The 18,791-nt window shown below is 66.4% G+C and carries 15 protein-coding genes; 11 read left to right on the plus strand and 4 right to left on the minus strand.

Features of this window, described 5'->3' with window-relative positions:
- Positions 1 to 78 precede the first annotated feature (78 nt).
- The 4 genes from guaB (at position 79) to guaA (ending at position 5,757) form a co-directional block, all read left to right on the plus strand.
- Positions 79 to 1,602 carry an IMP dehydrogenase gene (guaB, locus tag CAFEA_RS02100; RefSeq protein ID WP_034997340.1) on the plus strand — a complete coding sequence of 508 codons (1,524 nt, stop codon included), beginning with the start codon at positions 79 to 81 and terminating at the stop codon, positions 1,600 to 1,602.
- A 9-nt stretch (positions 1,603 to 1,611) separates the two neighbouring features.
- Entirely contained in the window at positions 1,612 to 2,766 is a 1,155-nt protein-coding gene (locus CAFEA_RS02105) for a GuaB3 family IMP dehydrogenase-related protein (protein WP_063938473.1), read from the plus strand.
- 20 nt (positions 2,767 to 2,786) lie between these two features.
- A complete protein-coding gene (locus CAFEA_RS02110; protein WP_159437619.1) occupies positions 2,787 to 4,079 on the plus strand; it encodes a PAS domain-containing protein in 1,293 nt (430 codons plus the stop codon).
- Between the two features lie 118 nt (positions 4,080 to 4,197).
- On the plus strand, positions 4,198 to 5,757 hold the full coding sequence (gene guaA, locus CAFEA_RS02115; RefSeq protein WP_063938478.1) for a glutamine-hydrolyzing GMP synthase: 1,560 nt from the start codon (positions 4,198 to 4,200) through the stop codon (positions 5,755 to 5,757).
- 22 nt (positions 5,758 to 5,779) lie between these two features.
- Here guaA and CAFEA_RS02120 read toward each other — a convergent pair whose 3' ends face one another.
- Together CAFEA_RS02120 and CAFEA_RS02125 are read right to left on the minus strand one after the other, a co-directional pair.
- Complete coding sequence (locus CAFEA_RS02120; protein ID WP_063938480.1) at positions 5,780 to 6,700, minus strand: PspC domain-containing protein; 921 nt, start codon at positions 6,698 to 6,700, stop codon at positions 5,780 to 5,782.
- A 135-nt stretch (positions 6,701 to 6,835) separates the two neighbouring features.
- Positions 6,836 to 7,882: a PspC domain-containing protein gene (locus tag CAFEA_RS02125; protein ID WP_063938482.1), complete on the minus strand. Its 1,047-nt coding sequence runs from the start codon at positions 7,880 to 7,882 to the stop codon at positions 6,836 to 6,838.
- 113 nt (positions 7,883 to 7,995) lie between these two features.
- On the opposite strand from CAFEA_RS02125, the gene CAFEA_RS02130 reads away from it, so the two are divergent.
- Complete coding sequence (locus CAFEA_RS02130) at positions 7,996 to 9,123, plus strand: ATP-binding protein (protein ID WP_238635327.1); 1,128 nt, start codon at positions 7,996 to 7,998, stop codon at positions 9,121 to 9,123.
- Positions 9,120 to 9,743: a LuxR C-terminal-related transcriptional regulator gene (locus tag CAFEA_RS02135; RefSeq protein WP_063938486.1), complete on the plus strand. Its 624-nt coding sequence runs from the start codon at positions 9,120 to 9,122 to the stop codon at positions 9,741 to 9,743. The genes CAFEA_RS02130 and CAFEA_RS02135 overlap by 4 nt, the downstream gene beginning before the upstream one ends.
- Positions 9,744 to 9,750: 7 nt before the next feature.
- Here the strand turns inward: CAFEA_RS02135 and CAFEA_RS02140 are convergent, their stop codons facing one another.
- Positions 9,751 to 11,631, minus strand: coding sequence for an FAD/NAD(P)-binding protein (locus tag CAFEA_RS02140; RefSeq protein WP_063938488.1), 1,881 nt, complete (start codon positions 11,629 to 11,631; stop codon positions 9,751 to 9,753).
- A gap of 118 nt (positions 11,632 to 11,749) precedes the next feature.
- On the opposite strand from CAFEA_RS02140, the gene CAFEA_RS02145 reads away from it, so the two are divergent.
- Genes CAFEA_RS02145 through CAFEA_RS02165 form a run of 5 tightly spaced genes read left to right on the plus strand, consistent with a single transcriptional unit; the run spans position 11,750 to position 18,027 of the window.
- The gene (locus CAFEA_RS02145) at positions 11,750 to 13,381 is read left to right on the plus strand and encodes a TIGR04028 family ABC transporter substrate-binding protein (RefSeq protein ID WP_253705004.1); all 1,632 of its coding nucleotides are present in this window, start codon (positions 11,750 to 11,752) and stop codon (positions 13,379 to 13,381) included.
- Positions 13,382 to 14,365 carry an ABC transporter permease gene (locus CAFEA_RS02150; protein WP_063938493.1) on the plus strand — a complete coding sequence of 328 codons (984 nt, stop codon included), beginning with the start codon at positions 13,382 to 13,384 and terminating at the stop codon, positions 14,363 to 14,365.
- A complete protein-coding gene (locus CAFEA_RS02155; RefSeq protein WP_082855721.1) occupies positions 14,362 to 15,237 on the plus strand; it encodes an ABC transporter permease in 876 nt (291 codons plus the stop codon). The genes CAFEA_RS02150 and CAFEA_RS02155 overlap by 4 nt, the downstream gene beginning before the upstream one ends.
- The gene (locus CAFEA_RS02160; RefSeq protein WP_063938495.1) at positions 15,234 to 16,838 is read left to right on the plus strand and encodes a dipeptide ABC transporter ATP-binding protein; all 1,605 of its coding nucleotides are present in this window, start codon (positions 15,234 to 15,236) and stop codon (positions 16,836 to 16,838) included. Before CAFEA_RS02155 ends, CAFEA_RS02160 begins: the two co-directional genes overlap by 4 nt.
- Positions 16,831 to 18,027: an alkylhydroperoxidase domain protein gene (locus CAFEA_RS02165; RefSeq protein ID WP_063938498.1), complete on the plus strand. Its 1,197-nt coding sequence runs from the start codon at positions 16,831 to 16,833 to the stop codon at positions 18,025 to 18,027. The genes CAFEA_RS02160 and CAFEA_RS02165 overlap by 8 nt, the downstream gene beginning before the upstream one ends.
- 10 nt (positions 18,028 to 18,037) lie before the next feature.
- Here CAFEA_RS02165 and CAFEA_RS02170 read toward each other — a convergent pair whose 3' ends face one another.
- Positions 18,038 to 18,523, minus strand: a complete 486-nt coding sequence (locus CAFEA_RS02170) for a PspC domain-containing protein (RefSeq protein ID WP_159437620.1) — start codon at positions 18,521 to 18,523, stop codon at positions 18,038 to 18,040.
- Positions 18,524 to 18,791 lie beyond the last annotated feature (268 nt).

Raw genomic sequence — 18,791 nt, forward strand, 5'->3', positions numbered from 1 at the left:
GAACTGGGTGGCACGATCGGTATTTGCGCCACGTTATATCATGGCGGAAAACATCTGCGCGGGAGAGGAGACAATGCGATGGCTAACGAGCGTGTGTGGACTGGTGGGGACGATCCGGAAAAGGTCGCGCTGCGTGGCCTGACCTTCGACGATGTGCTGCTGCTGCCGGCGGAGTCCCACATTGTCCCGTCAGAGGTGAGCACCGCCTCCCAGTTCACCAAAAACATCCGTCTGGGCTTGCCTATCGCCTCTGCCGCGATGGACACGGTTACCGAGTCCCGCATGGCGATTGCGATGGCGCGTCAGGGCGGCATCGGCGTGGTGCACCGCAACTTAAGCGCCCAGGACCAGGCGGAGCACGTCGACATCGTCAAGCGCTCCGAGTCCGGCATGGTTTCCAACCCGGTGACCGCAACCCCGGACATGACGCTTGAAGACGTGGACGCCCTCTGCGCTCGCTTCCGCATCTCCGGCCTGCCGGTGGTGGACGACGGCGGCCGCCTGGTGGGCATCATTACCAACCGCGACATGCGTTTTGAGGCGGATTTCCAGCGCAAGGTGGCTGAGGTTATGACCCCGATGCCGCTCGTGGTGGCACCGGAGGGCGTCGATAAGCAAGAAGCTTTGGCGCTGTTGTCCTCCAATAAGGTGGAGAAGCTGCCGATCGTGGCGGCGGACGGCACCCTGGCCGGCCTGATCACCGTGAAGGACTTTGTCAAGAGTGAGCAGTACCCGAACGCCTCCAAGGACGCCGACGGCCGTCTGCTCGTCGCCGCTGGCGTGGGCACCGGCGAAGATTCCTTCGACCGCGCGGGTCTGCTGGTGGAAGCTGGCGTGGATGCGCTCGTGGTGGATTCCGCGCACGCGCACAACAACCGCGTGCTCGAGATGGTCTCGCGCGTGAAGAAGGAATTCGGCGACCGCGTGGACGTCATCGGAGGCAACCTGGCCACCCGTAGCGCGGCGAAGGCCATGATCGACGCTGGCGCTGACGCGATCAAGGTGGGCATCGGCCCAGGCTCCATCTGCACTACTCGCGTGGTGGCAGGCGTGGGCGCGCCGCAGATCACCTCGATCCTCGAGGCGTCCGTCCCGGCGAAGGCCGCAGGCGTTCCGATCATCGCCGACGGCGGCATGCAATTCTCCGGCGACGTAGCCAAGGCGCTGGCGGCGGGCGCGTCCACCGTGATGCTCGGCTCCATGCTTGCCGGCACCGCAGAGGCCCCGGGCGAGATCGTGGTCGTGGGCGGCAAGCAGTACAAGCGCTACCGCGGCATGGGATCTATGGGCGCCATGCAGGGCCGCGGCCTGACCGGCGAGAAGCGCTCCTTCTCCAAGGACCGCTACTTCCAGGCTGATGTGACCAGCGAGGACAAGCTGGTGCCGGAGGGCGTCGAGGGTCGTGTGCCGTTCCGCGGCGAACTGGACTCCATTACCCACCAGATTGTCGGCGGCCTGCGCGCCGCCATGGGCTACACCGGTGCTGCCTCCATCGAGGAGCTGCAGACGAAGCAGTTCGTCCAGATCACCGCCGCCGGCCTGCGCGAGTCGCACCCGCACGACATCACGCAGACCGTCGAGGCGCCGAACTACCGCCAGTAGGGGATATTCATGCGCGACTACGTGGAAATCGGCCTCGGCCGCGAGGCCCGCAGGGCGTACGACTTGGGCGACCTTTCAATCGTGCCGAAGCGCCGCACCCGTTCTTCGAAGGACGTGGACACGAGCTGGAACATCGACGCCTACACCTTCGATATCCCGCTTGTTTCTCACCCGACGGACGCGCTGGCCAGCCCCGAGTTCATCATCGAGATGGGCAAGCAGGGCGGCCTCGGCGTGATCGACGCCGAGGGGCTTTGGGGCCGCCATGCCGACCTCGAGGGCGCGGTGAAGAAGGTCGTGGACTCGTGCGAGGACGCCTGGGGTATCGACTCGGAAGAGAAGTACCAGGAGTACATGGACTCGGAGGAGCGCTCCGTTCGCACGCTGCAGGAGCTGCACGCAGCGGAGCGTGATACCGATTTGCTCACTGAGCGCATCGCCCAGGTGCGCGACTCCGGGGTCACAGTGGCGGTGCGCGTGAGCCCACAGAACGCGCGCGAACTGGCACCGGTGGTCATCGCGGCAGGTGCGGAGATTCTGTTCATCCAGGGTTCTATCGTCTCCGCCGAGCACGTGCAGCAGGGCGGCGAACCGCTCGACCTTAAGGAGTTCGTCGGCTCGTTGGACGTGCCGGTGGTCGCGGGCGGCGTGTTCGACTACTCCACGGCAACACACCTGATGCGCTCCGGAGTGGCCGGCGTGATTGTGGGCTCCGGCGACGCCAACACGGTGGTCAACGTCCCCATGGCGACGGCGATCGCCGACGTGGCGGCAGCGCGCCGCGACTACCTGGATGAGACCGGTGGGCGCTACGTGCACGTGCTGGCGGACACCTCCCTGTGGGAGCCCGGCGCTGTTGCCCTTGCTATCGCGTGCGGGGCAGATGCAGTTATGCTCGGCCGAAATTTGGTGCAGGCGTCCGAGGCTGCGGCGAACGGGGTGTACTGGGAGGCGCAGACGGCGCACCCGCGCTTTCCCCGTGGTGGCGTGAGCAAGCATGCGGTATCGGGCAAGCGTGTGCCGTTGGAGACGGTTCTGTTCGGGCCGTCGAGCGATCCATACGGCCGTCTGAACATCGTCGGAGGTCTCAAGAGAATCATGGCCAAGTGTGGTTATACTGATGTGAAAGCTTTTCAGAAAGCAGATCTGGCAATCCGTAATTAAGAAATTGGATGAGTACGCCCATGTCTAGCCGTGTAACCCTTCTTCGCGACGCACCAGAGGGTGCCTCCCATGAAGTGGATGTCAACGACATCTTTTTCTCGGTCACCGACGCGAAGGGTGTGATGACGCATGTCAACAATGTGTTCATCAAGTACGCCCAGTACAGCGCGGACGAGATGATTGGCAAGCCACACAACCTCATCCGCCACGACGAGATGCCGGGTGCCGCCTTCAAGCTCATGTGGGACACCATCGAGGATGGCCGCCCCTTTGCCGCATACGTGCGCAACCGTGCCAAGAGCGGCTCGGCTTACGACGTGCTCGCCACCGTCACCCCGCTGCCCAACGGCGGTTACCTCTCCGTGCGCACCCGTCCGATGACGGAGCGCTTCGAGGCCGCGGGTCAGCTCTACCAGGAGGCGAACCTGGTGGAGCACGAGGCGAAGGCCAACGGTGTGGGCCGCCGTGAGCGCGCCGTCATGGGTGCGGAGAAGATCGGCGAGCTGCTGCCGGACTACGACGCGTTTATCCAGGCCGCCCTGCCGGCCGAGGTGCAGGCGCTTGAGGACGCCGGGTTTACTCTGCCGGAGGGCTCGGGTGACATTTACGACGCGGCCCGCGCCCTGTACGCCGAGTTAGACCAATTCATGTCCGTCCAGACCGCCATTCAGGACGCAGCCGACGAGCTGCGTAAGGCGTCCGCCACCCTGGTGGAGGAAAACGCCGTCACCAACAACGTGAAGGCGGAGATGGAAAACGTGGTCACCGAGGGGGCCTCGCGCACCCTGCTGCTCGCGCCGCTGCAGGTGTGGGCGACCATGCGCGGGATCATCGACGAGAACGCCGCCACCCTGGAAGAGGTGGCCGAGGAGCTGTACGCGAAGACCGCAAACGCGCGCATGGCGATTGCGCTGGCGCGTCTGCACACCGCACAGACTGCGCAGTTCTCCACTGAGTCCGGCGCGGATGAATCTATGCGCCTGCTTGTGGACGCGCTCGAGGTTGACGTTCGGGAGATGGACGACGCGGTGTTCCTGCACTCGTCCTTCCGCCGCCGCGTGGAGCTGAAGGTCAACTCCATTTCTGAGCTGACCAAGATTCCGTTGGAGATGATCCGCCGCTGGTCCCAGAACACCAACGAGTCCACCATGGACGCTGAAGTGATGCCGCTGGTGGAGCAAGTCAACAACGCTATGGCCGCCGCCGATAATTCAATCGTTCAGCTGCAGCAGGCCGCCGATAAGCTTGCCCAGGCACCGTCCACGGACGAGGTCCGCGCCGCCCTGGAGCGCCTTAGCTCGGCTGTCCAGTAACGCGTTCTACGCCCCGCCGAACCAGCCTTCTTCGTCGCCCGCGCTGGTGCTGGTTGTTCAGGGGTTTTCCTGGACGCCGCACAGGCAGTTGGGTCTCGCGCGGGATCGACTACGATCTATGCCTGTGAATACTCCGCAAGCCCGCCCAGTCCTTGTCCTCGATTTCGGCGCGCAGTATGCGCAGCTGATCGCCCGCCGTGTCCGCGAGGCAAACGTTTTCTCCGAGGTGGTTCCTTCCACCATCACCGCCGCAGAAGTCCGCGAGAAGAACCCGCAGGCGCTGATCTTTTCCGGCGGCCCGTCGTCGGTGTACGCAGAGGGCGCGCCGCAGCTCGATGCTGAGATCTTCGAGCTGGGGCTGCCTATCTTCGGCATTTGCTACGGCTTCCAGATCATGACCCGCGCGCTCGGCGGCGAGGTGGCCGAGACCGGTGCGCGCGAGTACGGCCGCACGCAGATGCGTGTCGACGGCGGCGTGCTCCACGCCGGACTCGAACCCGAGCACGCCGTGTGGATGTCCCACGGCGACTCCGTCACGCAGGCGCCTGAGGGCTTCGAGGTCACCGCCTCCACCTCGGGCGCGCCCGTGGCCGCGTTCGAGGACACCTCCCGCAAGCTTGCCGGCGTGCAGTACCACCCGGAGGTCATGCACTCCCCGCACGGCCAGGAGGTGCTCACCCGCTTCCTCACCGAGATTGCCGGTCTGGAGCAGAACTGGACCGCCTCCAACATCGCTGAGCAGCTGATCGCGGACGTGCGCGAGCAGGTCGGCGAGGGCCGCGCCATTTGTGGCCTGTCCGGCGGCGTGGATTCCGCTGTCGCGGCGGCGCTGGTGCAGCGCGCCATCGGTGACCGTCTCACCTGCGTGTTCGTGGACCACGGTCTGCTGCGCCAGGGCGAGCGCGAGCAGGTGGAGACCGATTTCGTGGCCGCCACCGGGGCGAAGCTGGTCACCGTGGACGAGCGCAAGGCGTTTTTGGACAAGCTCGCCGGCGTGACCGAGCCGGAGGCGAAGCGCAAGGCCATCGGCGCGGAGTTCATCCGCTCCTTCGAGCGCGCTGTTGCCGGAGTGCTGGAGGGCCAGCAGGTGGACTACCTGGTCCAGGGCACCCTGTACCCGGACGTGGTGGAGTCCGGCGGCGGCACCGGCACCGCCAACATCAAGAGCCACCACAACGTCGGCGGCCTGCCGGACGACGTGGAGTTCGAGCTCGTCGAGCCTCTGCGCCTGCTGTTCAAGGACGAGGTCCGCGCCGTTGGGCGCGAGCTGGGCCTGCCCGAGGAGATTGTGAACCGCCAGCCGTTCCCGGGCCCGGGCCTGGGCATCCGCATCATCGGCGAGGTCATCGAGGAACGCCTGGAGACGCTGCGCGCCGCCGACGCCATCGCCCGCGAGGAGCTGACCACGGCCGGGCTGGACGAGCAGATCTGGCAGTGTCCAGTCGTGCTGCTCGCGGATGTGCGCTCCGTGGGCGTGCAGGGCGACGGCCGCACCTACGGCCACCCGATCGTGCTGCGCCCGGTGGCCTCCGAGGACGCCATGACCGCGGACTGGGTGCGCATTCCGTACGAGACCCTCGAGGTCATCTCCACCCGCATCACCAACGAGGTGGCCGACGTCAACCGTGTGGTGCTGGACGTCACCTCCAAGCCGCCGGCCACCATCGAGTGGGAGTGAGCCAGTCACCTACGCCCGCGTCTTAGCCGGCGTAGTACGCGGACACGGACCCGACGCGCTGTGTCACGTTGATCGTGAGCAGCGCGCTGTCCTTGTCCGCGTTTTGCGTTTCTTCGGGGCAGGCGGTCTCGCCGATGGTGACTTGGCAGTTCACATCGACGGGGACGTTGTTGGGCAGGATGATGTCGGTGCGGCCAATGGGGTTTTCGAGGGTGATCGTTCTCGGCTCGCTCAGCGGCTCGAGATCGGTGAGGTCGAGGTAGGTGTCGCCGACGAAGCCGTTAGGCCGCTTGATGTCCGACAGTGCGGCCTCGTATTCCACGGTGATGTGCGCGCTGCCGAACCTGCTGTAGTTGCCGAGCCGCACTTCGCTGACGACCCCCAGCGCGAACATCGTCGCCGCTGTGAGCACGACCGTGACGGGGATCCAGAGCCATAGCGGGCGCATCGTGGCCGTCGCCGGACGCTCCGGCTCAGGCGGGTGCCATCGGTCCGAACCGGGTGCCAGTTCCGCGGGCGGCTCCGGCTGGTGCCGGTGGGCGAAGTACCACCCAGCCCCGAAGAGCGCGAACGTCACCAGCACTACACGCAGGTCGCCGTTGGAGGCAGTAGGGAAGAAGAGGAACAGCCCCAACAGTAGGAGCCAGCCGGTGTCGCGGTCCTTCTTTTCTGCCTTGGTCAGCTGCTCTTTCGGAGTGATGATCGCAGACCACGGGCTGCGGGTGAGCCCGAAGCGGGGCATGTTGATCCAGCACAGCAGGTAGAGGAAGACACCGCCGCCGAAGGCGAGCGACAACACAACGAACACAACGCGGATGAACGTCGGGTCGATTTGGTAGCGCGCACCGATGCCTTCGCACACGCCGCCGAGGACGGACTTGCCGCCCTGGTCATCCGGGATGCGGGGCGGGCGGGTTGACCACATCTGCGAAAACGTGCTCATGTGGCCGACATTGTACGTATCTAGAGCACGCCTGCCTGGGTGAGCAGCGAACGCGCCGTCTTGTCGGTCTCCTGCGGCATCAGCGGGTCGGTGCCGGGCATGGGGGAGATGGTGGTTTCCTCGAGTGGGAGTAAGTCACTCCGCGTAGTACGCGGACACGGACCCGACGCGCTGGGTCACATTGATCGTGAGCAGTGCGCTGTCCGCGTCCGCGTTTTGCGTTTCTTTGGGGCAGGCGGTTTCGCCGATGGTGACCTCGCAGTTGACGTCGACCGGAATGTTGGCCGGCAAGATGATGTCGGTGCTGCCGATGTTGTTCGCGATGTTGACCGTTTTCGGCTCACTCAGCGGTTCGAGCTCGGTGAAGTCGATGTAGGACTCGCCAATGAAACCGCTGGTTCCCGTTTGCTCTGGTAGCGCGTCGACATCATGAACGGTGATGTGCGCGCTCCCGAACAGGCTGTATTTGCCACGCTGAACTTCGCTGGTGACCCCCAACGTAAATATCGTCGCCGCTGTCAGTAGCGTGACGGGGATCCAGATCCAGTTGCGTTTTTTCGGCTGCGTTGGTGCTGCCTCAGCCGGATCCGGCAGGTGCCACAGGCCAGGGGCCGCACCGAGCGGGTCCCACGCAGGTGCCTGATACCCGGGGTGCTCGTACCCCTCAGGCACGGTCAGGTGGGAGGTGTCCACCGTGGGGCCATTGCTCGTCGACGTTTCCTCCGGCCCGCCCGCCAGCAGCCCTGCCGGGGGCTCTGGCTGCCGCTGGTGGGCGAGGTACCACCCAGCCGCGAAGAGCACGAAAGTGACAAGCACTGCTCGCAGGTCGCCTGTTGAGGCCAGCGGGAAGAAGAGGAACAGTCCCAGCAGCAGGAGCCAGGCGGTGTCGCGGTCTTTCTTTTCTGCCTTGGTCAGCTGCTCTTTTGGGGTGATGATTGTGGACCACGGGCTGCGGGTGAGCCCGAAGCGGGGCATGTTGATCCAGCACAGCAGGTAGAGGAAGACACCGCCGCCGAAGGCGAGCGACAATGCCACGAACAGGACGCGGATGAACGTTGGGTCGATTTGGTAGCGTGCGCCGATGCCTTCGCAGACGCCGCCGATGACGGCTTTGCCGCCCTGGTCGTCCGGGATGCGGGGCGGGCGGGTGTCCCACATGCGTTTCAGCGTGTTTGTTTCCATGTTTTTCATTGTCATGTGGCGGCCGGCGAAACGGTATCGGGAAAGACCCTGGTTTTTCTTTTCAGGGTTGTCCCTGATGTGCCCGGGCACCTGACCGTGCCACGATGGAAAGCATGTCTGCGCTGTATCCCCGGCTGACCCGGGACCGTTCCCGCCGCGTCATCGCTGGCGTGGCGTCCGGTGTAGCCGGCCACCTTGGGGTGGAGGAGAAGTGGGTGCGCCTGTTTTTCGTCGCGGCCAGCTTCGCCGGCGGGTTCGGCGCACTGTTGTATGCGGCGCTGTGGATGTTTATTCCGGTTGCCGAAAGTGACGCACCTCGGCAGCGTCCCGGTGTGCTCGACGTCTTCCTGGTGCTTGCGGGGTTCGCGGGCGCGTTGACGGCGCTGCGGCTGTCTTCTGGTGTGGGCGGCACGGTGGTGTTCGTGCTCGGCTTGCTCATTGTCGGCGCGGTGATCGCGCTGCAGGCATACGACCGCGGCACAGATTCGTGGGCCAACATCGCGGCGTTGACGTTGGGGGCGCTGCTGGTCATGTCCGGAGTACTTGCCGTGGCGTTCCTCGGGGAGAGCGCAGGAGTCGCCGGTGTGGTGGTCTCCGTGCTGGTCACGGTGCTCGGCGTCGGGGTGCTGGTCGTGCCGCTTATTGCGAAGCTCGCCAATTCGCTGGTCGCCGAGCGTGAGGCGAAGGCGGTGGCGGACCAGCGCGCGGTGATCGCGTCGCGTCTGCATGATTCGGTGCTGCAGACGCTCGCGCTGATTCAAAAGCAGGCGGGGGACTCGGAGGAGGTCGCCCGCCTCGCGCGCGCCCAGGAGCGCGAGCTGCGGGCCTGGCTTTTCGACGACTCCGTGCCCAACCACACCACCACCTTCGCCGCCCTGCAGAAAGCCGCCGGCGAGGTGGAGGACGTGTACGGCATCGTGATTCAACCGGTCACGGTGGGCGAGGATGTCGCCTACGACGAACGCACCGAAGCGGTCGTGCTCGCCGCGCGGGAAGCAATGGTCAACGCCGCCAAGCACGCTGGCGTGGACACGGTCGACGTCTACGCGGAGCATCTCGCGGGCAGGCTCGAGGTGTTCGTGCGCGACCGCGGCACCGGCTTCAACCTCGACGACATCCCGCAGGACCGGCACGGTTTGCGCGACTCCATCGTCGGCCGCGTGGAGCGGGTTGGGGGAGAGGTGCGCGTGGTGTCGTCGATAGGCAATGGCTCCGAGGTAGAGATAGCGTTGGACCTATGACGCGCGTGTTTCTAGTGGACGACCACTCGGTGTTTCGGGCTGGGGTCAAAGCCGAGCTGGCGGGAGCGGTTGACGTCGTCGGGGAGGCAGGCACCGTCGCGGAGGCGGTCCGCGGGATCGAAGAGACCCAGCCGGATGTGGTGCTGCTGGACGTCCACATGCCCGACGGGGGCGGACTAGCCGTGCTCAAGCGGGCGCCTGGCCCGGCGTATCTGGCGTTGAGTGTCTCCGATGCCGCGGAAGACGTCATCGCCTTGATCCGTGCCGGCGCTCGCGGGTACGTGACCAAGAACATCGCGGGAGCCGAGCTCGCTGAGGCGATTGAGCGGGTGCGCGGCGGGGACGCGTACTTCTCGCCGCGGCTGGCCGGCTTCGTCCTCGACGCCTTCGCCTCCGGACCGGTCGTGGAAGAGGACGACCCCGCGGTGGATTCGCTGACCCGCCGCGAGCTCGAGGTGCTGCGGCTGCTCGCGCGGGGTTACACGTACAAGGAGATCGCGGAGCGGTTGTTTATCTCCGTGAAGACGGTGGAGACGCACGCGTCGAACATTCTGCGTAAGACGCAGACCTCCAACCGCCACCAGCTCACCAGGTGGGCGGTGGCGCGGGACTTAGGCTAGCGCCGGCCTAGAGCACGCCTGCCTGGGTGAGCAGCGAGCGCGCCGTCTTGTCCGTTTCCTGCAGCATGAGCGGGTCGGTGCCGGGCATGGGGGAGATGGTGGTGTCCGCCCACTGCTTGCCGGTGGGGATGCCCACGATGTGCAGGCGAGGATCCAGCTTGCCGTCGGGGTGGACGGTGCGGCGGGTGTCGTCGTCGGTCTCCGGGGAGGCGGTTTCCACACCACCCGGTGCGAACGGGCGCACGCGGCCGGCCTCGCGCAACGACGCGGTCAACGCGTCGGGGGAGGTGCGGATGTCGGGGCCGGGCAGGAAGGCGTCGGCAAGCGCGGCGGTGCGCACCGTGCGACCGTGGCTAACCGCCGTGTACTCGCCGTCGGATACCTGAACCACGGGGGAGGGGCCTAAGAAGGTGACCAGACCGGCGTCGAAAAGCGCGAGCAGCTCGCGGGTGCGGAACAGCGGCGGGCCGGAGCCGACCATCTGGCCGAACGCCATGTACTGCGCAAGTGCCGCCTCGCGGGGGCCGCGGCCGTTTTGTGTGGCGATCGCGCTGGGTTTGCGGCCTGCGGAGATGGCCCATAGGCCGGCCTTGAGCGGGGAGTCCCAGGCGGACACGGCCTCGGTGATGTCGGCCACCATGCCCTCGGCGACGCGTCGGTTCAGTTCCTCCAGGTTGAGCGCTTCGGTGCCGGCGAGCGGATCCACCCAGGCGGCCATGTCGAACGGTGCGGTGCTCATCCCGTCAAGTGCCTCGGTCAGCGCGTTCGCGACCGGCAGGATGTCGTCCGAGGTGGCAACCGCGGCAAGGTCGGCGGCGTCGATGGCCGCGAGGATCTCGTCGAGGGCCGCGCTGAGTGCTTCGGGACGCACACGGGCAAGCACGCGGTAGTACTCGGCGTAGGCGTCACGGGCGAGCGCGGGCCACAGGTCGCGGCCGAAGGACACCGGTGCTTCGGAGGCGTCGATGGCGGCGCGCAGACGGGAAAGGTCGGCCTTCGGCGGCAGGGAGTGGTACTCGGATTTGGGCAGGTAGGGGTAGCCGCGCCCGGAGGTGACCACGAAGTGCGGCTCCTTGCCGGTGGCCTCGTAGCGCAGGCCGGAACGCGCGGAGGCGTCCTCGACGAAGCGGCCGCCGCGATCGATGGTGGTCAGCGCCATGAGGTCGAAAAAGCCCATGCCCATGCCGCGAACCACCACGCGCTCGCCGGCCGGCAACTGTGAAACGTCCTGCTCCACGGGGTTGCCCGGCGGGATGTAGGTCAGACCCGAGTCGGCGAACGCCTGCTGCGCGGGCGTGGGGGCGGGCAGCACCCAGCCGGAGGCGATGACGGTGGCGTCGGCGTGGACCACGGAGCCGTCGGCAAGTGTGATGGCGTCCTGGGCGCCCTCGGCCGCCAAGGACACGGCGCGGGAGTGGTTCTCGACCACCTCGACCGTGTCCGGTAGCTGCGCGAGCGCGACCTTCCATGCCCAGCGCAGGTATTCGCCGTAGAGCGCGCGCGAGGGGTTGGACTCGGGGCGGGTGGCGCGCAGCTCCTCGTTGTAGTGCTCGGGGAGGGAGGCACCGGAGGCGTCGATAAGCGGGTGTGTTTTCTCGCCCCGGAGCGCCTGGATCCACTCGTACATGGTGGGGCCTTCGAGCACGGGGGCGTCAACGGTCGCGCCGGGCTCGGTGAACAGGGTCACCGCGCCGGCGAGGGTGTTCATGCACAGCGTGCGGGTCTGGTCGGTTTCCCAGATGCGGCCGGCGCCGGTTTGGGCGTCGTCGATGATGTGCAGGGTGAGCACGCCGCCACTGGCGCCTAGGTAGGCGGCGATGCGTTCGGTGACGGAGATGCCGCGGGGTCCTGCTCCGACGATTGCGATGGATGCTGCCACGGTGAAAATACCTCCACGATTTCTGTGAATCTTTGATCGTATGTAGACTGCCTAGTCTATTGCTAAAGAACCGGATTGTCTAACAGTGGTAATGTGCACTGCGCAACCGAAGAAAGAAGGCGATAACGTGCCTAAAACAAAGGTAGCCGCGACGCTTGCGCTCGGCGCCGCAGCCAGCCTGCTCGCCGGATGCGCGACGGCGGCTAACGGCGATGACGGTGACGTGCTCACCTACCTGGAATCCAACTGGTTTAACAGCCTGTACCCGCCGGCAGCCGGGTTTTACCCCAACGGCGGCGTGGTCAACCAACTGACGGACCGGCTGCTTTACCAGGACCCGGAGACGCTGGAGCTTGAGCCGTGGATTGCCACGGACCTGCCGGAGATCAACGAGGACGCCACGGTGTTCACCTTCGACATCCGCACCGACGTGACATACTCCGACGGCACGCCCATGACCGCGCAGAACATCGTGGACAACTTCGACCTGTTCGGCCTAGGCGACAAGGACCGGCTGCTCAACGTCTCGGAGCAGATCTCCAACTACGAGCGCGGCGAGGTCGTCGACGAGGACACGGTGCGCTTCCACTTCTCCGCACCTTCGCCGGGCTTTGCGCAGGCGACGTCCACCTACAACGCGGGCCTGTTGGCCGATTCCTCGCTGCAGCTGCGCAACGAGGAGTTCGGCCCCGGTAACGCGGAAAACGTCATCGGTTCCGGCCCGTTCGTGGTGGACAGCGAGACCCTGGGCACCGACCTAGTGCTTAAAGCCCGCGAGGATTACGACTGGGCACCGCCGTCGCTGGAGCACCAGGGCCGGGCTCGCCTGGACGGCATCCACTACACCCTGGCCGCGGAAGAGGCCATGCGCTCCGGCGCGCTGCTGTCCGGCCAGGCCGACGCCGCGCGCACGATCTCCCCGCCGGTGGAGCGCCACCTGAAGGATCAGGACGTGCAGGTGGTCGCCGCCACCGCCAACGGCATGAACAACCAGCTGGCGATGCGTTTCAACCACCCGCTGTTGCAGGACATCCGCGTGCGCCAGGCGATCATCCATGGCGTTGACCGCGAGGAGATCATCCGCATCCTGCTGTCGGATTCCTACCCACTGGCCACCTCATCGATGACCTCGAAGGCCCTGGGGTACGCGGAGCAGCCGGGCGCGTACACCTTCGACCCGGAAAGCTCGCGCAAGCTTCTCGACGACGCCGGCTGGACCCCCGGCCCGGACGGCATCCGCGAGAAGGACGGCCAGCGCCTGAGCTTGTGGGTCAACCACGCCCTGCCGCAGCCGCGCTCGAAGGAGATTGTCACCATGATCCAGTCCGACCTACGAGAGCTGGGCATCGAGCTCAACATGGTTGCCGGCGACCGCGCCACCCAGAACGCGGCGCAAAAGGACATCAACCGCGTCCAGCTCATGCACACCATGGTGGGGCGCGCGGACTACGACGTGATCGAATCGCACCTGTCGGTGGACCGCCGCGATTCGCTTTTGAATAATGCCGGCGACGGCACGCCGATCGACGCGGAGCTGCAGGCGCTGTTGGACAAGGTGGTCTCCACCCCGGACGACGCCGGCCGCGCCGCCGCATCCAAGGCAGTGCAGGACCACCTGACCGAACACGCCTACACCCTGCCGCTGTTTGAAGAGCCGCAGGTCTACGCGCTCGCGCCGCACGTGAAGGGCTTTGACACTGAGGCAGTGGCGCGCCCGAGCTTCTACTCGGTGTACTTCGACCGCGAGGAGGACAAGTAGATGGGCAAGTACGTATTCAAGCGCATCGGCCAGGCGCTCATCGTGCTCCTTTTGGCCTACACCCTGGCGTTCTTCCTGCTGTCCGCGCTGCCTTCGGACGGCGTGGCCGCCCGCTACGCGGACCCGGCCCTGGGCCTGTCCCAGGCAGAAATCGAGCAGATCCGCGAGCAGATGGGTGTGGACAAGCCGCTGATCCAGCAGTACTTCGCCACCTTGGGCGGGCTGTTCACCGGCGATCTGGGCTACTCGGTGGCCACCGGCACGCCCGTGTTCGACCTGATCACGGACGCCGCGCCGCACACGTTCGCGCTCGCCGCGACGTCCATCGGGCTTGCAATCGTGGTGGCGCTGGCCACCGCGTACGTGGCCACCCTGCCCGGCGCGGGGCCGCTGCGCAGCTTCTTCCGCACGCTGCCGTCGTTCATGGTGTCCCTGCCGGGCTTCTGGATCGCAATCCTGTTGCTGCAGTTCTTCTCCTTCCGGCTCGGCTGGGTCAACGTGGTCGACCCGACCCCGCTGGAGGGGTTGATCCTGCCCACGCTCACCCTCGCCGTGCCGATGGCCGCGCCGCTGATGCAGGTGCTCATCCGCTCCATCGACGCGGTCCGCGCCCAGCCGTTCGTGCAGGTCGTGCGCGCCCGCGGCGCGAGCGAGGCCCGCATCTTCTGGCGCGACGTGCTGCGCAACTCGCTTCTGCCCGCGATCACCATGGCCGGCCTGCTGTTTGGTGAGCTCGTCGGCGGTGCCGTGGTCACCGAGACCGTCTTCGGCCGCGCCGGGCTGGGCTCGCTGACCGTGAACGCCGTGTCCAGCCGCGACATGCCGGTGCTGCTCGGCGTGGTGCTCATCGCCGCCACCGCGTACGTGGTGATCAACCTGATCGTGGACCTGCTCTACCCGGTGCTAGATGTGCGCCTGCGCGATCAGGCCACGGCGGAGACTGCAAACACCCCGGCTACGACCGCTAAGGAGGCCGTCCGATGAGCACGACCAACCTGGTGCACAACCAGCGCGCGCCACAGAAGGACCACCGGCCGCGCAAGGCCCGCAAGCACCGTCGCTGGAGCTCGCCGGCGACCGTCCTGTCGCTGATCGTGCTGGCCATCGCCGCGCTGTGGGCGATCGTGCCCGGAATCTTCGCGCCGCACGACCCGTACAACGGCGTCGACGTGGCACTGCTCGCCCCCAACGGCGAGTACATCTTCGGCACCGACGCGGTGGGCCGCGACCTGTTCTCGCGCGTGGTCTACGGGGCACACCAGTCGCTGCTTGGCGCTCTGATCGCCGTGGCTGTTGGCCTGGTGCTGGGCACTTTGATCGGCCTGATCGCGGGCACCCGGCGCGGCTGGGTGGAAACGGTGCTGATGCGCCTGGTGGATGTGCTGCTGGCCATCCCCGGCATCCTGCTATCGCTGTCCATCATCATCGTCACCGGCTTCGGCTCCCTGCAGGCGGCGTTCGCTGTCGGTATGACCTCGGTGGCCACGTTCGCGCGCCTGGCGCGCTCGCAGGTGATTCAGATCGCCAACGCGGACTTCGTCGAGGCCGCCTACGGCTCCGGCGCCACGCAGGTCCAGGTGCTGTTCCGGCACGTGCTGCCCAACTCGCTGACCCCGGTGCTGGCGCTGGCAGCCTTGCAGTTCGGCACCGCCATCCTGCAGCTGTCCATCCTGGGGTTCTTGGGCTACGGCGCGCCGCCGCCGACGCCGGAGTGGGGCCTGCTCATCGCGGAGGGCCGCGACTTCATGGCAACCGCCTGGTGGCTGATCCTGCTGCCCGGCCTGGCCATCGTGGCCACCGTGATGTCCGCCAACCACCTGTCCCAGGTGATCCAACAGGAAGGTGATGTGAAGTGAGTGCGCCCGTACTCGAGGTAGAAGGCCTGACCGTCGCGTACGGCGACGCGGATCCGGTGGTGCGCGACATCTCGTTTTCCGTCGAGGCCGGGAAGATGACCGCCATTGTGGGCGAGTCCGGTTCCGGCAAGACCACCTCCGCGATGGCGGCGCTCGACCTGCTGGGGCCTAGCGGCAACGTGCTTTCCGGCAGCATCCGCTTCAAGGGCCAGGAACTGTCTGGCCTGACCAACGCCGAGTGGCGCAAGCTGCGCGGCACGAAGATTGGGCTGGTGCCGCAGGATCCGAACAACTCGCTCAACCCGTTGAAGACCATCGGTGCCTCGGTGCAGGACGGCCTGGAGATTCATGGGGTGGGGGATGCCGCTAAGCGCCGTCGTAAAGCAATTGCCCTGCTGGAGCGCGTGGGTATCGACGACCCGGAGCGCCGCTACGACCAGTACCCGCACGAGCTGTCCGGCGGCATGAAGCAACGGGTGCTCATCGCGGCGGCGGTGGCGCTTGAGCCCGAGGTGCTGATTGCGGACGAACCGACGTCCGCGCTCGATGTAACGGTGCAGAAAACCATCCTGGACCTGCTGGATGAGATGCGCGCTGAGCTGGGTCTTGGCATCGTTTTCATCACCCATGACCTCGCTGTTGCGGGTGATCGGGCGGACGATGTGGTGATCATGGAGCGCGGCGAAGTGGTCGAGCACGGGCCGGTGAGCCGGGTGCTGACCAGCCCGCAACAGGACTACTCGAAGCGCCTGCTCGCCAACGTGCCCTCGCTTGCGGTCGCAGATGCTTATCGACGCCCTCCGGTTGCCCCCGAGGCCCTCCTTTCCGTCAGCGGGCTGACCAAGCGCTACGGCGACTTCACGGCAGTCGAGGACATCTCCTTCGACGTGGCGCGCGGCTCCACCCACGCGTTGGTGGGCGGCTCCGGCTCCGGCAAGACCACCACGGGGCGCGTGATTTCTATGTTTAACCAGCCCACGGCGGGAAGCATCACCCTAGACGGCACGGAGCTGACGGGGCTGACACCGAAGCAGCAGCGTGGCCTTCGCAGGCGGGTGCAGATGGTGTACCAGAACCCGTACTCCTCGCTGGACCCGAAGATGCGCGTCGGCGAGATCGTCGCCGAGCCGTTGCGCAACCTCGCCGGCGCCTCGAAGCGTGAGGCGCTCACACGCGCCGACGAGTTTTTGGCGCGCGTGGCGCTGGACCCGGCCCGGTTTGCTAACCGCACCCCGGCGCAGCTGTCCGGCGGGCAGCGCCAGCGCGTGGCCATCGCTCGCGCCCTGATCGTTCAGCCGGAGCTGGTGGTGTTGGACGAGGCCGTCTCCGCACTCGATGTGACCGTGCAGGCCCAAATCCTGGAGCTTTTGGAGGATCTGCAGCGCGAGCTGGGCCTGACCTACGTGTTTATCTCCCACGATCTGGCGGTGGTGCGCCAGATTTCGGATACCGTGAGTGTGTTCAGCCGCGGCCGCCAGGTGGAATACGGGGCGACCAACGACGTGTTTGCGCACCCGAAGCACGACGTCACCCGCGAGCTCATCAACGCCATCCCCGGCACCGTGTTCCGGGCCCGACAGTTAGGAGAGTTTGTTGTCTAACGACATTATCGACCTGCTCGCAGAAACCCCGGCCGACCTTGCCGACCTGCGCCGCCGCCGACCCGAAGCGGTTGAAAACGCCCAGCGCAGCTTCGCAGCCCTGTTTGAGCCCACCAACCCGACACTCATCGAGGCCCTGCCGGTATCCACCCGCTATGCCGTCGCCGCCTTCGTCGCCGGCATTTCCGGTGCACAGCGTGCCGCGGAGTTCTACGCGGACTTGCTTGCCGACGAAGACGAGTCGCTCGTTGCCGTGGTCGAAGACGCGGTGCGCGCAGGTGTGTCCGCCGGCCCGTACGCGGGCGGGGACTTTGTCACCTTCGGCGACAACGCACTCGCCGTCGCCTTCGACTTCGCCCACCTGCTGACCTTCCACCCGAAGGACGCCTCGCCCGCAGCGATCGGGCACCTGCAGGAGGTGGGCTACAACGAGAACGCGATTGTCTCGCTCGGTCAGCTCATCGCCTTTGTGGCGTTCCAGCTGCGTGTCGTGCACGGCGTGCGTGTGCTGGCGGGTGGCGGCGGGGTGCCGGAGGGCGTCGATAGGCGAGCTGGCGTTGCGGATCCCGGTTGGGCGCCCGCCGCTGCCACCCTGCAGCCCGAGGTGGTCGCGCCCGAGAAGTTTGTCGCGCACCCGCTGGGGTGGAAGCCGTGGGTGGCGCCGCTGGAAAAGGGCGAGCTGACCGACGCGCACATTGACGCGCTGATCAAGCCCGAGCGCGCCGACATGGAGTACTTCCGCCTGCTCGCGCGCGACCCGCAGGCGCTGAAAGCCCGCACGCTGACGGACCTGGACATCTTCTACAACACCGAAGGAGGGCTGGGCCGCGCCGAGCGCGAACTCGCCGCTACTGTGGCCTCGCGCCTGAACGGCTGCGAGTACTGCGCATCCGTGCACCAGGCACGTTCCAAGGATGAGGGCGGCGACGCGGAGGCCATTGACACGCTTCTCGACGAAGGCGTCACCGCCGACCTCTCATCCGATCTGTGGAACGCCATCCGCGACGCCGCGGTGGCGCTGACCCGCACCCCCTACGAGTTCGGCGCGCCGCACGTGGACGCGCTGCGGGCCGCTGGCCTGGACGACCTGGCGGTGCTGGACGTGGTGAACTCGTCCGCGTTCTTCAACTGGGCGAACCGGCTCATGCTCACCCTCGGCGCGCCGGATGTGCCGAAGCGTTACCGTTAGCTGGTTTTGGCTAGCGCCAGACCAGGTCGTCGTTGCTGTTGGGGCCTGCCGGCGGCTCCGGCTGGCGCGCGTAGGTGAAGAACCAGACGAAGAAGAACACGGCGAAGCTGAGCAGCGCGCCGCGCAGGTCTGCCGCCTGGTTAAGCGCGGGCAGGCAGATAATCAGGCCGAGAAGCAGCCACCACCCGGGCTTGCGTTCCTCAATCTCGTGCGGGGTGAGCTGCTCTTTCGGTGTGACGATCGCCTTGGCCGGGGTGATGGTCATGCCCACGCGCGGCATGACAAACCAGCACAGCAGGTAGGCGAAGATGCCGCCGCCGAAAACGAGGCTGAAGATGACAAACGCGATGCGCATGGCCACCGGGTCCACCTTGTAGCGCTCACCGGCGCCGACGCAGACACCGGCGATGACGGCGCGCCCACCCTCGTCCTTCGGGATGCGGTACGGGCGCGTGTCCCACATGTGCTTAAGCGATGTCGAAGATCCTTGAGCCATACGTGCCATTATCCGTGGGTTGGTTGGACTTCGCAGCCGGGGTTTCGGCGTGGCGGGGCTGTCTTGCTGTTTGCCGGCTGCGCCGTGCTGCCGACAGACCCCTAGTGAAAAACCCCGAGTATGCGCCGATTTCGGCCTTAATAGGGCTTTGCTACTAGGTGTCTGTGCGAAGGGGTGCTCCTGCGGAGCTCGAAAGCTACTAGAAAGCTACTCGAAAGGGAATGTTTCTAGGTTGAGCTGCGAAAACTCGTCTACTAGAAAGCCTTTC

The sequence above is a fragment of the Corynebacterium afermentans subsp. afermentans genome, assembly GCF_030408355.1.
GTDB lineage: Bacteria > Actinomycetota > Actinomycetes > Mycobacteriales > Mycobacteriaceae > Corynebacterium > Corynebacterium afermentans.

Bases quoted from the DNA above. Each gene is read 5' to 3' on its own strand.
- CAFEA_RS02105 (WP_063938473.1), top strand. From the start codon at position 1,612: ATGCGCGACTACGTGGAAATCGGCCTCGGCCGCGAGGCCCGCAGGGCG.
- CAFEA_RS02125 (WP_063938482.1), bottom strand. From the start codon at position 7,882: ATGGAAACAAACACGCTGAAACGCATGTGGGACACCCGCCCGCCCCGC.
- CAFEA_RS02155 (WP_082855721.1), top strand. From the start codon at position 14,362: ATGAGCACGACCAACCTGGTGCACAACCAGCGCGCGCCACAGAAGGAC.
- CAFEA_RS02150 (WP_063938493.1), top strand. From the start codon at position 13,382: ATGGGCAAGTACGTATTCAAGCGCATCGGCCAGGCGCTCATCGTGCTC.
- CAFEA_RS02110 (WP_159437619.1), top strand. From the start codon at position 2,787: ATGTCTAGCCGTGTAACCCTTCTTCGCGACGCACCAGAGGGTGCCTCC.
- CAFEA_RS02135 (WP_063938486.1), top strand. From the start codon at position 9,120: ATGACGCGCGTGTTTCTAGTGGACGACCACTCGGTGTTTCGGGCTGGG.
- CAFEA_RS02130 (WP_238635327.1), top strand. From the start codon at position 7,996: ATGTCTGCGCTGTATCCCCGGCTGACCCGGGACCGTTCCCGCCGCGTC.
- CAFEA_RS02120 (WP_063938480.1), bottom strand. From the start codon at position 6,700: ATGAGCACGTTTTCGCAGATGTGGTCAACCCGCCCGCCCCGCATCCCG.
- guaA (WP_063938478.1), top strand. From the start codon at position 4,198: ATGCCTGTGAATACTCCGCAAGCCCGCCCAGTCCTTGTCCTCGATTTC.
- CAFEA_RS02170 (WP_159437620.1), bottom strand. From the start codon at position 18,523: ATGGCTCAAGGATCTTCGACATCGCTTAAGCACATGTGGGACACGCGC.
- guaB (WP_034997340.1), top strand. From the start codon at position 79: ATGGCTAACGAGCGTGTGTGGACTGGTGGGGACGATCCGGAAAAGGTC.